11 protein-coding genes and 2 pseudogenes are annotated in these 13,988 nt (G+C 65.5%); 5 read left to right on the forward strand and 8 right to left on the reverse strand.

What is annotated here, in order from left to right; genetic code table 11:
• Window positions 1–227: 227 nt before the first annotated feature.
• Window positions 228–503: pseudogene (locus VIF40_RS10480) on the forward strand (winged helix-turn-helix domain-containing protein); the annotation flags it as partial.
• 245 nt (window positions 504–748) lie between these two features.
• Here the strand turns inward: VIF40_RS10480 and VIF40_RS10485 are convergent.
• Together VIF40_RS10485 and VIF40_RS10490 are read right to left on the reverse strand one after the other, a co-directional pair.
• Entirely contained in the window at window positions 749–2,116 is a 1,368-nt protein-coding gene (locus tag VIF40_RS10485) for a HAMP domain-containing sensor histidine kinase (protein ID WP_331937460.1), read from the reverse strand.
• On the reverse strand, window positions 2,113–2,808 hold the full coding sequence (locus VIF40_RS10490; RefSeq protein WP_331937461.1) for a response regulator transcription factor: 696 nt from the start codon (window positions 2,806–2,808) through the stop codon (window positions 2,113–2,115). The genes VIF40_RS10485 and VIF40_RS10490 overlap by 4 nt, the downstream gene beginning before the upstream one ends.
• A gap of 261 nt (window positions 2,809–3,069) precedes the next feature.
• Between VIF40_RS10490 and VIF40_RS10495 the strand changes: the two genes are divergently transcribed.
• Window positions 3,070–3,459, forward strand: a complete 390-nt coding sequence (locus VIF40_RS10495; RefSeq protein ID WP_331937462.1) for a hypothetical protein — start codon at window positions 3,070–3,072, stop codon at window positions 3,457–3,459.
• 75 nt (window positions 3,460–3,534) lie between these two features.
• Window positions 3,535–5,760: a TonB-dependent siderophore receptor gene (locus VIF40_RS10500; RefSeq protein ID WP_331937463.1), complete on the forward strand. Its 2,226-nt coding sequence runs from the start codon at window positions 3,535–3,537 to the stop codon at window positions 5,758–5,760.
• A gap of 210 nt (window positions 5,761–5,970) precedes the next feature.
• On the opposite strand, the gene VIF40_RS10505 is transcribed toward VIF40_RS10500, so the two are convergent.
• Window positions 5,971–8,574, reverse strand: coding sequence for an autotransporter outer membrane beta-barrel domain-containing protein (locus tag VIF40_RS10505; RefSeq protein ID WP_331937464.1), 2,604 nt, complete (start codon window positions 8,572–8,574; stop codon window positions 5,971–5,973).
• 111 nt (window positions 8,575–8,685) lie between these two features.
• On the reverse strand, window positions 8,686–9,414 hold the full coding sequence (locus VIF40_RS10510) for a LuxR family transcriptional regulator (protein ID WP_331937465.1): 729 nt from the start codon (window positions 9,412–9,414) through the stop codon (window positions 8,686–8,688).
• Between the two features lie 393 nt (window positions 9,415–9,807).
• Between VIF40_RS10510 and VIF40_RS10515 the strand changes: the two genes are divergently transcribed.
• Window positions 9,808–10,230, forward strand: coding sequence for a hypothetical protein (locus VIF40_RS10515; RefSeq protein ID WP_331937466.1), 423 nt, complete (start codon window positions 9,808–9,810; stop codon window positions 10,228–10,230).
• A gap of 12 nt (window positions 10,231–10,242) precedes the next feature.
• Here the strand turns inward: VIF40_RS10515 and VIF40_RS10520 are convergent, their stop codons facing one another.
• Window positions 10,243–10,572: a Plug domain-containing protein gene (locus VIF40_RS10520; RefSeq protein WP_331937543.1), complete on the reverse strand. Its 330-nt coding sequence runs from the start codon at window positions 10,570–10,572 to the stop codon at window positions 10,243–10,245.
• Between the two features lie 68 nt (window positions 10,573–10,640).
• Window positions 10,641–11,339, reverse strand: coding sequence for a pirin family protein (locus tag VIF40_RS10525; protein WP_331937467.1), 699 nt, complete (start codon window positions 11,337–11,339; stop codon window positions 10,641–10,643).
• Between the two features lie 112 nt (window positions 11,340–11,451).
• Here VIF40_RS10525 and VIF40_RS10530 point away from each other — a divergent pair, with 112 nt between their 5' ends.
• Window positions 11,452–12,381: a LysR family transcriptional regulator gene (locus VIF40_RS10530; RefSeq protein WP_331937468.1), complete on the forward strand. Its 930-nt coding sequence runs from the start codon at window positions 11,452–11,454 to the stop codon at window positions 12,379–12,381.
• Between the two features lie 34 nt (window positions 12,382–12,415).
• Here the strand turns inward: VIF40_RS10530 and VIF40_RS10535 are convergent, their stop codons facing one another.
• Complete coding sequence (locus VIF40_RS10535) at window positions 12,416–13,624, reverse strand: MFS transporter (RefSeq protein ID WP_331937469.1); 1,209 nt, start codon at window positions 13,622–13,624, stop codon at window positions 12,416–12,418.
• A gap of 88 nt (window positions 13,625–13,712) precedes the next feature.
• A pseudogene (locus VIF40_RS10540) lies at window positions 13,713–13,931 on the reverse strand (hydrolase); the annotation flags it as partial.
• Window positions 13,932–13,988: the final 57 nt, after the last annotated feature.

Raw genomic sequence — 13,988 nt, forward strand, 5'->3', positions numbered from 1 at the left:
ATCGACGGCGATCTGACGCCGCGTCCCAGGTCGCACGGGCTCGCAATACGCCGAAATGGACGCCCGCTCGAAGACGCTCTATGTGTTCGCTTCGCGCATCAGGTGCTCGACGAGCGCTTGGATCGGCGGGCTGGCGCTGAACGAGTGTCCCGTTGCCCTTAACTCGGATCTGCTTCGCTCTCGGTGGGTCTTCCTCAATTTGGGTGGAAGCTCCAACCTAAGGGACCGACTTCATCAAGCGGCGCGTCACCGTCTACGGAGAAGAGGTCAAGCTCACTCTCACGCGCAAGGAGTACGATCTGTTGCGGACTCTCGCGCAACACGCGGGCCAAGTTGTCACGCACAAGCAATTGTTGGCTGCGGGCTGGGGCGCCGCGGTGACAGACACGCAATTCGTGCGGGTCTACGTTGGGCAGTTGCGCCAAAAGATCGAGGAGGATCCGAGCGCGCCAAAGCTCATTTTGACCGAGCCCGGCATCGGCTATCGCCTGCAGGACGAGTAATTGGGGCTTTGTCGCAGATTATAAGGGTCTTCGTCGCTTTCCGGGGAGCCGATTGTCGAGGTTGCGCCTTCCATGCACTCGAAGGGGGATGCGAAAGGACATCAAACTGTCAGTCGGTCCCGGAACGGAAGTCGAAGGCGGCGCGTGCGCGCAAGGCGACGGGTTGATGCGTCGGCTCGCGTTCGCTACGGAAAGATCGCTCTTCCGATCGAGCCCGCATGCCTCTCTCCCATCGACGGCGCCCTCTAGCGCGCTTTTGGCAGAGACAAGCGGAAGGTCGCGCCGCCGCCCGGCGTGTCCTCGACCCAGATGCGGCCCTGGAGCTTGTCCATCAGCTCGCGCGCTATGGCGAGGCCGAGGCCAGAGCCCGGCGTCGCCTCGTTCTTGCGCCAAAAGGGCTCGAAAATCGCCTCGCGATCTTCGAGCGGCACGCCTTCCCCGTGATCGATCACGCTGACGATCGCATCGGCGTCCACGTTTAATATCACGGCGCCGTCGCGCGGCTCGGCGCGCAGCGCATTGTCGAGGAGATTCGCGACGACCGATTCGATCGCACGCCGATTTCCGCGAACGATCACGGGCGCATCGCTCGCCTCGAACTCGATGAATCGGTCGCAGTCCATGGCCAGCGGCAGCATATTGGTGACGATCTCGCGCGTCGCCTCGCAGAGATCGACCTCCTGCTCGAGGGACACTTGGCCTTCCGCGACGCGCGCGGCGATCAGCATTTGCTCGACGATGGAGCGCAACCGGCCGGCGTCGACCAGAAGCTCGTTGTTGAGCGCGGTTTCCCGCGCATTCTCGAGCCGCGCGCGCATGATTGCGAGCGGCGTGCGCAGCTCATGCGCGGCGTTGGCCGTGAAGAGGCGCTGCCGTGCGACTCCCGCCGCGAGACGCGAGAGCGCCTCGTTGACGGCGTCGACCAGCGGCGTGATCTCGGTCGGAACCGCATTGGTCCCGAGGCGCGAGCCGAGCGAATCCATGTCGATCTGCGCTGCTTCGCTGACCGTCGCGCGAAGCGGCTGCAATCCCTGTCGCACGGCGATCCAGGCGGCTGCGGTCGAGGCCACCAGAGCAGCGGCGACATAGGTCCAGACCCATTCGAAATTGGCCACCGTCTGGAGCAGCACGTCGATCGGGCGGACTTGCAGGCAATAGTGCGCCAGATGCATCTTGCCGTAGCGCGTCCAGCTCGTCGACATGAAGCCGAGAGCCGGCGTGCGCGGATCGCCGGGCAGAACGAAATGCGCGTGCTCGGAGCTGATGTCGATGATCTTCGCGAGCGGCGCGACGAGCGCGGGCGACGAGCCGGGAATCGGCGCCCCGGTGATAAAATCGAAGGCGGCGAATTTGAATCGTGGGTTTCGCCGCATTTCTTCCGCAAGCTTGGGCTCTGGATCGATTCGAACGATTCCATCCGCGTCGCGCACGAGCGACGACTGGATCAGCATATTCGCACGAAAGCTCGCCAGCTCGTCGAAGGACATCGAATATTGACCGATCTCCAGCACGCCGAGAATAATCGGAATTGCCCAGCCGACGAGATAGGCGAGGAGCTGCGAGAGAAGGAGATAGCCGACCGTGCGACGAACGAGCGAGGGCGGCGGCGTCACGAATCATCCTCTGCGGCGCCGCGCGACTCCTTGATGCGATAGCCGAGCGAGCGGGCAGAACGGATTTCGACGCCCGCGTCGAGCTCGGCGAGACGGGCGCGAAGCCGCGAGACCAACGAGGTCAGCGCATGCTCCTGAACCTCCATCCCGCGGCCGTAGAGCTGCGCATAGAGCGCCTCCCGCGAGACGACGCGATTGGCGCTCCTCACCAGCGCCTCCAGCAGCAGCAGCTCCTGGCGCGTCAGCAGCGCCTCCGCGCCGCGGATGGAGACGACGCGCTGATCGAGATCGAAAGACAGCGCTCCGATCTCGACCGGGCGCAGCGCTGTCCTGCCCTGCCCGCGGAGCTGGACGCGAATGCGCGCGACCAGCTCGTCGAGGTTGAATGGCTTGGTGAGATAATCATCCGCGCCTGCCTCCAAACCGTCGATGCGGGCGTCGACAGCGTCGAGCGCCGTCAGCATCATGATGCGGATCTCTGGCTGCTTCTCGCGAATGCGTGGGATGATGGCGATCGCGTCGCCGTCGGGCAACCGACGATCCAGCAGCGCGACCGAATAGCGGCAGTCGTCGAGCGCCTGGATCGCCCCCTCGATCGTGCCCACATGATCGACGCCATAGCCGGCGCGCTCGACCTTCGAGGCCACTTCCCGCGCCAAAGGCGCATGATCCTCCACCAGCAAGATACGCATCGACGCCGCTCCTCGAACGAACCCGGCCGAGCATCCGGCCCCGCGCCTCCCAAACTGGCCGAAATCGAGGATCGAAACTGTGGCTTTTATGCAACAGACAGTGCGCCTTGTGGCCTTTTTTTCAATTTATGAGGTTTCCACGACTTTCGCCACTTAGGTTCGGCTGGCCGAGTGTCGTTTCGACAGAGCCAAAGGAACGAACACTCGGCGATTCTATGTTCGTGATGCGGAAAATTCATGAAGGCCGAGCGGATTAGAGATTTGCGTCGCGCGCCTTTGTGGCGAATGCTCGCGCTCGGCCTCCTCGCCCTTTTTCTCGCGCTGCCGCCCATCATCGCTATCGTCGCCGACACGCGCGCGCATGCCGGAGCGGATGGCGGGATCTCGGTCGATCTCGGCGAGGCCTGCAGCGTCGATAGCGCGAATGGCCGCGCTTCGGAGCATCGGGATCATTCGCAATCCTGCCGCTTTTGTCCGGGCCTCTCCTGCGCCGGCGATGGATTGTTTCCAGACCTCGGCGCCGGCGCGCCGGTCTCCGTCGGCGCGCAGAACGCCGACGTCGAAGCAGGGCTTCCTGCCATCGCCCCCGTCCTCGGCGCGAGCGGCTGGGGCAGCTCCTGGACGGCGCAGGCGCCTCCCGCGTTCGGCTGATTCGTCACGCCGCCTCGCGGCGGTCCGCGTCTCGACCCGAACCGAGCGGCACAAGACCGCTTTCAGGAGATTTTCATGCCTCGCCTCCAATTGTCGTGCGGCGTTTCCGCCTGCGCGCTCCTCATCTCGCTGCTATCCGCATCCGCCTCGGCGCAAGAGGCCCTGCCCACGATCGATATCGCCGGCGGCGGCCCGGCGACAGGAACGCAGACCAGCGTCGCCGCGCCCGCCAAGGAAAGCGGCTATCGGCGCACGACCTCCTTCGGAGGCTCCAAGACCGACACGCCGCTCTTGAACACGCCCGTCGCCGTGCAGATCGTCCCGCGCGAAGTGATCGTGGACAAGCAGGCGCTCGACACGATGGAGGCGGTCAAGAACGTCTCCGGCGTGCAGGCGTCCACCGGCACATATTATGATCAATATCTCATTCGCGGCTTCACCAGCGGCAATGGCGTGACCTGGCGCGACGGCCTGAAGCTCGAAGGCATGATCGGCGGCGAGGAGATCGCCTTCACCGAGCGCGTCGAGATTGTCAAAGGTCCAGGCTCGGTCCTCTACGGACGCATCGAGCCCGGCGGCTTCGTCAATGTCGTCACCAAGCGCCCGCAGGAGGAATTCAAGGCGGAGATCACGCAGCAGCTCGGCAATTGGGGCCTCGCGCGCACGAGCGCCGACATCACCGGCGCCGTCGACGCCGAGAAGACCGTGCTCTATCGCGTGATGGGCGTCTACGATCACGCGGACAGCTTCACCGATTTCGATCACCGCGACAATGGCGCCGCGGCGCTGTTCCTCACCTTCCGGCCGACGCAGAATTTCGAGTTCAATCTGCAATTCGAGCATTATCAGAAGAAGCAGACGTCGCCGGACGGATCAGGAACGGTCCCGGTCAACATCGTTCAGGGCGTCGTCAATTATCCGATCAATCTGCCGCGTCATTTTTCGGTCGCCGATCCCGGAATATGGAATGATTTCCCTTATGTGGTGCGGCGGACGCTCTATGGCTTCGACTGGACCTATAAGATCGACGAGAACTGGAAGCTGAAGAATCGCTTTCACATCGTGGACGATCGGGAGAATCAGACCGGCATCGGCAATTGGGCCGGATTCGACGGCGCCAATATCACGCGAACCTTCCATAACAGTCCGCTGACCCGCAATATTCTCTCGACCAATCTCGATCTGACCGGCGAGATCATGACCGGCCCGATCCGTCACAAGACGCTCGTCGGCCTCGATTGGTACAAATATCAGGACGACTGGGTCGGAGTCTACGGCTTCGCCCTGCCGGTCGCTCCGCTCAACATCTACGCGCCGGTCTATGGCAATTTCACCGGGCTTTTGCACAATCTCGCCGATTCGGCGCGTAGCAACGTCCAATGGCGTTCGCGTCAGCAGGATTTCGGCGTCTACGCCCAGGACCAGATATCGCTGTTCGACGATCGCCTGCAAATTCTGCTCGGCGGCCGCTGGGACAAGGCGGTTGTCTCTAGCGCGGCGGTCTATGGCGCGGTCATGGCGGACTGCTTTCCGGGCTGCACCGGCTATCCGCTGAACACTTATTCCGACAAGCCGAAACTGTCTCCGCGCGCCGCTGCGCTGTTCAAGGTCACGGACAATATTTCGGTATTCGGCGGCTATGTGCGCTCTTTCGGCGCGAACAATGGCGTCGACGCGAGCGGAAAGGTCTTTGCCCCCGAAGAAGCGTTCCAATGGGAGGCTGGCGTCAAATCAGCCTGGCTCGACGGCGATCTGACGGCGAGCGTTACCTTGTTCGATCTCACCAAGACGAATATCGTCAAGGCCGATCCTATCAATCCGGGCTTCTCGCAGCCGGTCGGCGTCGTGAACAGCCGCGGCGTCGAATTCGACGTCGCCGGCAAGGTCACCGAAAATCTCAGCGTGATCGCCAGCTACACATTCGATGTGGCCAAGATCGTCGACGACAACAACAATGGCAATAAGGGCCATCGCTTCAACAGCGTCGCGCCGCATGTCGGCAACATATGGGCGAAATGGGACACGGCGCCCGGACGGCCGGAAGGATGGGAGCTCGGCTTCGGCGCCTATGCCTCCGACGAGCGCTGGGGCGCCGACGACAATACGTGGAAAATGCCCGCCTATGTGAAATTCGACATGATGACGTCCTATCGGACGCTCATCGACAATCACAAGGTGACGTTCCGCTTCAATGTCAAGAATCTCTCCGACACGAAATATTTCGAGCGGAGCGACGGGTGGATGTTCGCCTATTACGGCGCGCCGCGCACTTTCATCGGCTCGGTGAATTTTCAATTCTGAGACTATGGGGCGCCGTAGCCGCGGCGCCCTTTTCACATCGATCCAGCGCTCGCGCCTCTATGTCCTCGAGGTCGATTCTGCGCCGAAAGCGCCAGTAAGACGATTCGGCGGTCGTCGCCTCCGTCGGCGCTCGGGAAGAGACGCCGAGCGTCTCACGGAACCGGTCGCTTCGCACCGAGAGTGAAGCAGAGCCAGATCGGCGATTCGTTCTCAGAACTGCCAGAGGAAGCGCCCAATCAGCGCATGAGCTTCCGCGCCGGAGGCGAGACGGGACGAATAGACGAGCGAGGCGAGCGCATTGGGCGCGACGGCGGCGTCGAGCCCCGCCTCGATCAGCAGCGCGTCGACCGCGAGCGGCGCGCCAGCGACGAAGACCGGCGCGGATCCAGGAACGAGGGACATTCCGGTCGTCGGAACGATGCGGTCGAAAGCGTGGCTCCAGGCGACGGACGCTCTGGCGGAGACCGCCGCGGCTCCGATCGTCCATGCGGAGGTCCTCGCTCGGACGCCGATGGAGGAGAAGGTCGTGGCGGTCTGCGCTCCGGCGACGGTCAGGGCCGCGGACCCGCCGCTCTCCCGAAACCCATCGCTCGCCACCCTCACATGAGCCACGCCGGCGAAGGTCTCCGCCCCCTCGAGCAACGGCCAGAAGCCGCGGAACAAGCCGCGATAGGAGGCCTCGCCGAAGGCCTGCGCCGTATGCGCGCCATAATCGGCGTGAGGGGCGTCGGCGAAGCCGCGGAAAGCGATCCGGCGCATCGTCGTCACATCGTGATGCGAATAGGCGCCGCCGACTCGCAAGCCGAGATCGCCGGCGCGCGTGTCGCCATAAACGGCCACATGAGCGGACTCCATGTCGCCGCTCGAGGCGCGGGCGTCGACGCGCGCCGCGCTGTGTCCGCCGCCGGCGGCGCCGCCCAGTCGCGAATCGCCGAGCGCCACATCGACGCCGGCGAGGCCTCCGGCCGTGCTCATGCGCGCGGTCGCGGCGTTGCCGTCGCCGCCGAGGCGCGCCCAATCGCCAAAGCCATGGGCCCAGACCGTGAAGACGGGGACGGTCGAGCCGGCGACCGCCTGTCGCTGCCGCTCGAGCACCGTGTCGCGCAGCGTCCGGCTCTCATCGACGAGCAGGGCGCGCAGGCTCGAATGGATCTCGCCCGAGAGCCCGTCGAAGGCGGCCCTCGCCTCCGCCGCGGTCAGCAGCAGCGCCGGCGCGACGATCGGATGCGCGAGGCCGGCGAGCTCCAGCGCTCGGCCTGCGGCGATCTGATCGAGCGTGCCGCCGACGCTCGAGAAATCGACGCTGTTGCGCACGAGCTTCAGATAGACGTTGTTCGCGTCATAGCTCAGCGACGGACTGTAGAAGGCGAGATCGGTGGTCGCCTCGTCGAAAACGCCGGAGCGCCCGCCCACGGCGGTCAGAATCGTGTAGGAGGCGTTCGGCCCATAATCTCCGCTCGCCGCCAGCGCGCGCACCGCGCCGCCGTCGATCCGCGCGGCGCCGGTCACCGAGAGAAGGCCGCTCGAGGCGGGCGTCACGCCGACGGCGAGCGTCGAGCCCGGTCGCTGCACATAGTTTCCGTCGATGGTGAATTGTCCGCTGTCCACCCGCACGGCGCCGGAATTGGCGACCGCGCCGGCGACGACGCCCGCGCCCGTCAAAGTCGCGCCGCTCTGCACCTCGACCGACGGGCTCGCGAGCCGCCCGTCGACGCGGGTGAGGCCGCTCTGCAGCGTCACGCCGCTCGAAAATGCGCCGGTCCCCGTCAGCGTCCAGGCGGCGCCTTGCATGGAGAGCGTCTCGAAGCCGGAGAATTGGGAAATATCCTGCGCTCCGGAGCCTTGCAGCGCGAGCGCATCGGTCCCCGTTCCGCCATTCACGGCCCCGGCGATCGTCGAGCCGGTCGCGAGCGTCAACGTATGGGCCGCGGCGCCGGAGAAGGCGATGGCGACGCCGCTGCCGGTGGAGCGGATGGTCCCGGAATTGGTCACGGAGCCCGCGCCCGTGAAGAGCAGGGCCGCACGGCCGGAGCCCGCCGCCGATTCGATCGAGCCGGAATTGACGATCGAGCCGCCGCCGGCGCCTTCGACAGCCGGACCGCGCGCCGACGAGATCGCGCCCGCGTTGGTGAGGGAGAGCGGCGCGCTGGCGCTGGAATAGATCCCATTATAGCTGCCGAATATCGAGGCGCCCGCGCCGTTGACGATCGCGCTCGCGCCGCCTGCGACGTAAACGCCGGTGGCGAAGGAGGACGCGCCTGTATTGGAGATCACGCCATTGTTGGTCACCACGCGCGACGCGCCGCCGCTGATGGCGACGGCGTTATTGCCATTGGTCGTCGTGATGGAGCCGCCCGCGAGATTGGTCACCGAGCCGCCGCCAAAGAGCAGCACGATATCGGGGCCGCCTCCGCCCGTTATCGAGCCGGCATTGACGACGACGCCGGCGCCCCCGACTCCCGCCACGCCGAGCACGATGGCGCTCGTCGTCGAGGCGATCGTCGCGCCGGCGGCGTTGTCGACCTCGCCGCCCTTTTTGAACGTGACCGTGTTGGCGCCCGACAGCTTCCCGTCATTGACGAGCGTCCAGGGTCGCAGCGTCGCAGTGACCGCCGGCCCGCCGGGAAACGGCGGCGGTCCGAGCGTCACGCCGGCGGCGACATGGGCGGTCGAGCCGGTATTTCCGTCCAGCGCGAGGCTCGCGGCGTTCGCTGTCACCTCCACATCGGCGGCCAGCGCGCCGGTGGCGGACAGAGCGGCCGACAGAATGGCGAGCCGGGCGACGGCCCGGCCGCTTTCGACGGAATGTGTCATCGCGAGCCCCCGAATGCAGGAGCCCGTACGTAGCCGAGACGCCACGATTCGAAACCTCGCCGTTCAGCCAGGTTCGCTCATCGGCCGAGCCTCCTCGTCTGGCGGGCCTCGTCAGAGGAGTCCGTAGAGCGCGAGGCGCGTCACGCATTCGGACCGCGAGGTCGAGCCGAGCTTCTTCTTCGCGCCCTCTACGTGGAAATGGGCCGTCGAGCGCGAAATGCCGAGCACTTGGGCGATCTCCCAATCGGTCTTGCCGACGGCCACCCATTGCATGCATTCGATCTCCCGCGCGGTGAGCTTCGGCATGTCCTCCGAGACGAGGCCGAAACCGATCTCCCTGCGGCAGCGCTCGTGAAGGGCGCGGGACATGAGATCGAGGCAGGCGCGCTCCTGCGGCGAGAAGGTCGCCGTATCGAATGAGGCGAGCGAAACGAGGCCCTGATAGCCCATGGGGCCGTGGATCGGCACGCCGACGACCTCGCGCCATCCATAGGCGCGGCCAATGTCATAGACCGCTTGCGCGCGCGGCGTCAGCGGGCGGCGCTTCTCCACCTCGCTCCACAGATAGAGCGTCATGGAGCGCCGCGCCTCCTCGACGAAAGGATCGTCGGCGAATATCTGCTTCTCATTGTAGAGCGCGAGCCAATCTTCCGGCCAATCGTTGAAGAAGAAACGGTGGACGCGATGCGTCGAAACGCCGGTCCAGGCGCCGCAGACGGAATGGGCGAGGCCGAGCGTCCCGATGAGGTCCCGAAATTCGGCGATCGCCGAATGAATCTCGACGTCGCCGGCGCACGCGCCGGCGAGCGCGACGGCGCGGGCGGAGAAATCGGCGGACATGGCTCGGCTCCCACGAAAATTCGAAAACGCGCCAGAGCCTAGTCAAAGCTTTGGAAACGGTCCAGAAATGGTTGCGCTCTGTCGGGTTTCCGAGGCGGAGGCGCTGATTCTCGATCGCAGCCGCCCGCTCCGTGCGGACTCTTCGAGAGCGACATCACGCGCTATGACGCCTTTGGACGCCGCCTTCGCTTCGCGGTCACGTTGAATTGTCCGGCGAAAGTCTGTGCCGAGGCATCGGGAACAGCGTAAGGGCTTTCGCAAATAGAGCCGACGCCTCGCGTCGACGGGAGAGCTATGCCAGAACGGAAAGACGAGCTAAAATATGCAAATCGGATCCGAAGCCGAATTCCATTCGACAATGCAAAGAGCAAGCGAGCCTTGGACAGCGGCGGCATGCGCAGCATAGCGGCATTGACCAGGACGCATCGCAGCGGCGCGCGCCGGCAGATTGGCGTAGAGCTCGTTGTGGAGTCCCTTGAACACGATGCGATCGGCGTCGGTCGGCGCATAGGTCGCCTTCAGATTGATCGTCTGCGTGTCGTATTGCGTGTGGAGGATGTGTCCGTCGCCACGCACATCGCTGCCGAAGAGAAACACGTCGAACGGACCGGACTTCTTGCCGATGAGCGCGTAATTATTGACATAGCCGAAGCTGCTGAACTCATGGCCGGTCCGCGCTCCGTCGATGTCCGCGCCGTTATAGGTGCGAAAATTGACGGCGCCGCCATTCGCCCAATTGCCGAACAGGCTCGAGGACGGGCCTCGGTAGACGTCGACCGCCGCATAGGCGTGCGGGTCGTTCGAATCCGTGCGTGACGAGCCGGTGGACTAGAAGCCGTCCTCGAGCAGGACGATGTTGCGCAACGAGCCGCCGACGCGCGCGCCGGAGCCGCGAATGGAGAGGGTGACGTCACGCGGGCCATTGCCTTGCTTGAACGACATGCCCGGGCTGTATTGCAGCAGATCGGCGATGGTGAAGAGCGGCGTATGACGAAAGCGGCCGACGTCGATCGAGGTGAACGTCTGGCCCGTCGGCTCGCGATAGACGGGCAGCTTCTTCTTTTTCGCGTCGAGGCCTGGAGCCGCGCGCTCGGCGCGCGCGGCTTCGCCGATATCGATTTCCGGCAGGACTTCTTGCGCCGTGGCCGCCGACGCCAGAAGGACGCAGTTTCTATCCTTTCGTCATGGTTCCGAAGGCGGCCGGCGCGAGGGGCGCCGGCCTCTGGTCATGCAGCGTCGACGAGAACGATCTCACTGTCCTCCAGCGCGGTGACGCGCAGGATCTCGACATCGCTGATCGCCGCGCCGTCGCGGGCGTTCACGCGCACGTCGTCGATCTGCACGGCGCCGCTCGCCGGCACGAGATAGGCTTTGCGCGTGCGGCCGAGCGCATATTCCGCCGTCTCGCCGGCTCTGAGCGTCGCCGCGACGACGCGCGCATCCGTGCGGATCGGCAGCGCGTCATTGTCATTGTCGTATCCGGAGGCGAGCGTGACGAAGCGTCCCGATCTTTCGCCCTTCGGAAAGGGGCGGGAACCCCAGCCGGGCGCGCCGCCGCGCGCGGTCGGCAGAATCCAGATCTGAAAGATTCGCGTCGTGTCGTTCTCGAGATTATATTCGGAATGCGCGACCCCCGAGCCGGCGCTCATCACCTGCACATCGCCGGCTTCGGTTCGGCCCTTGTTGCCGAGACTGTCCTGATGGGTGATCGCGCCCTCGCGAACATAGGTGACGATCTCCATGTCGCGATGCGGATGCGTCGGGAAGCCCGAGTGCGGCGCGATGGTGTCGTCGTTCCAGACGCGTAGATTGCCCCAATGCATCCGCTCTGGATCGTGATAGTCGGCGAATGAGAAATGATGCTTGGCGTCGAGCCAGCCGTGATCGGCTCCGCCGAGGCTGTCGAAGGGTCTCAGTTCGATCATGTGCAACTCTCCGTCGCGTGAGCGTTCGTTGTCGATGGAGACGGATTTAAGGGTTGCGCGCTCTTCTGTTCAGTCGGATAATTTTGGTTGAACTGTTCGAGAAAGTTGAAAAGTGAGCAATCCGGGCGCGCCCAGCCTCGACCAGCTGGCGATTTTTTTGGCGGTTGTCGACGCCGGGAGCTTCGCCGGAGCGGCGCGGCGGCTGAATCGCGCCGTGTCGGTGATCAGCTACGGCGTCGCCAATCTCGAGGCGCAACTGAGCATAGAGCTGTTCGAGCGCGCTGGCACACGCAAGCCGCGGCTCACAGTGGCGGGGCGCGCGTTGCTGGCGGAGGCGCGGGCGATCTCGCGCGGCGTCGAGGATTTGCGCGCCAAGGTGAAGGGCCTGCTCGATGGGCTGGAGGCGGAGGTCGATCTCGCGGTCGATGTGATGTTGCCGACGGAGCGGGTGGGGACGGTGCTGCGGGAGTTCGCGCAGCAATTCCCGACGGTGCAGCTGCGGCTCCATATGGAGGCGCTGGGCGCGATCACGGCCATGGTGCAGGGCGGCGAGGCGATGATCGGCGTTTCCGGCCCGCTCGCGCTCGGCGTCGAGGGGATAGAGAGCGTGGCGGCCGGATCGGTGACGCTGGCGCCGGTGGCGGCTCCCGATCATCCTCTCGGGCGCATGGCCCGCATCCCGCCCGGCGCCGGGCGCGAGCACACGCAGCTCGTGCTGACCGATCGCTCGCGCTTCACCGAGGGGCGTGATTTCTCGGTGATCAGCCCGCGCACCTGGCGTCTTGCCGATCTCGGCGCCAAGCACGCTCTGCTGCGCGAGGGGGTAGGCTGGGGAAATATGCCTCTGGCCATGGTCGAGGGCGATCTCGCGGCGGGAGCGCTGGTGCGGCTCGCCATGCCGGATCACCCGAGCGGACTCTATCGCTTTTCGTGCATTTGGCGGCGTGACGCTCCGCCGGGACCTGCGGCCTCTTGGCTGCTCGATCGCTTCGTCGCGCTCGGCGCGGCCGATCTGCCGGCCGAAGGGCTGAGCGACGTCTGATCCGGGGCGGATTCCAAAGGCAGAAGATAGGGGCTCATCGAGAGTCGCCTTCTGCTTCTTTCGGGCGCGGCGGAGCGCGAAGCTGAATGGTGAGCGCCGCCGCGCTGAATGCCCCGCCCAAGAGGGCGACCGGCGACCATTCGCCGAGCCGCCATGCGATCATCGCGCTGAACGAGCCCGCCGCGCCGCCGAGGAACATGGTCGTCATGAAGAGCGTGTTCAGTCGCCCACGCGCTTCGGCGCGCAGCGCGTAGATCACATGCTGATTGGAAACAAGCGCCGCCTGCATCGCCAGATCGAGCGCCAAAACGCCTGCGACGAGGCCTGTAAGATCGCTCCAGAGGCCCATCGCCGCCCAAGAGGCCAGCGCCAGCGCTGCTCCCAGCCGAACCATCATGGACGGTCCACGCGCGTCGGCCATGCGTCCGGCGAGCGGCGCGGCGATGACGCCTATCGCTCCGACCACGCCGAACAAGCCGGCATCCGCGGCGCCGAGCCCGAGAGGCGGCGCCGCCAGCCGCAGCGCCAACACTGTCCAGAAGGCGGAAAACGCCGCGAACAGCAAAGCTTGCGTGAATGCCGCGCGCCGAAGGGCCGGGAGGTCGAGCCAGAGATGCCGCAGAGAACCCATCAGCTCCGGATATGTGAGACGCAGCTCGCCGCGCACATCGGGGAGAATCGCGTGGAGGGCGAGCGCCGCCAGCAGCATCGCCGGGGATGCGGCGAGGAACATAGAGCGCCAGCCGAATTGCGCGGCGACGAAGCCCGCGAGCGTGCGGCTCAGCAGCACGCCGAGCAGCAGTCCCGACATCACTGCGCCGATGGCGGCGCCTCGCCGCTGCGGGCGCGCGAGCTCCGCGGTGAGTGGAACGATCTGCTGGGCGACGCTCGCCGCGAAGCCGACGAGCGCGGAGGCGATGGCGAGCGTCAGCGCATCGGGAGCCGCGCCGGCCAAGACCAGCGCAAGTGCGAGCAGAACGAATTGCCCGACGATCAGCGGCTTGCGCCGCGTGACGTCGCCCAGCGGCGTGAGCAGCAACAACCCCGACGCATAGCCGAGCTGCGTCAAAGCCGGAACGCTCGTCGCCGCGCCATGGCCCAGCGACGCCTCGATCAGACCGAGCATTGGTTGATTGTAATAGATATTGGCGACCGCGAGACCGGTGGCCGCGGCGAGCGTGAGCAACAAGCCGCGGCCAAGATGCTCGGCCGCGATCTCCGGAGAGTCGCTGGACGCGCCCATGCTAGAGGGCTCGGACTGGCGCGAGAGTGGGACCATGCGAGACGCGCTCCGGCGCCTTGTGCGCCATCGCGTAGGCATAATCGACGCCCATCTCGTCGGCGCCGAGGATCGGCGCCTCAGGGAAGACTGCGAGCAATTCGGGATAGGCATGGCCGGAGAAGCTCTCCATCCCGACGGTCGTGATCGTGGTCTGGATTCCGAACACTTTCGCCGATTTGGCGAGGGCCACGACATTGTTCGTGAGCGCTGGCCGGTCGATGAAGTTTCGCTGACTGTTCCGAGGGGGCAGCAAATGGAGCTTGGTCATGATGTCCTCCGATAGCGAATGGCGGCGCGCGTCAGCGCTTGGATGCAACCGCCCCAT

It is taken from the genome of Methylosinus sp. (assembly GCF_036560965.1).
Taxonomy (GTDB): Bacteria; Pseudomonadota; Alphaproteobacteria; order Rhizobiales; family Beijerinckiaceae; genus Methylosinus.

Bases quoted from the DNA above. Each gene is read 5' to 3' on its own strand.
- VIF40_RS10500 (WP_331937463.1), top strand. From the start codon at position 3,535: ATGCCTCGCCTCCAATTGTCGTGCGGCGTTTCCGCCTGCGCGCTCCTC.
- VIF40_RS10535 (WP_331937469.1), bottom strand. From the start codon at position 13,624: ATGGGCGCGTCCAGCGACTCTCCGGAGATCGCGGCCGAGCATCTTGGC.
- VIF40_RS10515 (WP_331937466.1), top strand. From the start codon at position 9,808: ATGCGCAGCATAGCGGCATTGACCAGGACGCATCGCAGCGGCGCGCGC.
- VIF40_RS10510 (WP_331937465.1), bottom strand. From the start codon at position 9,414: ATGTCCGCCGATTTCTCCGCCCGCGCCGTCGCGCTCGCCGGCGCGTGC.
- VIF40_RS10525 (WP_331937467.1), bottom strand. From the start codon at position 11,339: ATGATCGAACTGAGACCCTTCGACAGCCTCGGCGGAGCCGATCACGGC.
- VIF40_RS10505 (WP_331937464.1), bottom strand. From the start codon at position 8,574: ATGACACATTCCGTCGAAAGCGGCCGGGCCGTCGCCCGGCTCGCCATT.
- VIF40_RS10490 (WP_331937461.1), bottom strand. From the start codon at position 2,808: ATGCGTATCTTGCTGGTGGAGGATCATGCGCCTTTGGCGCGGGAAGTG.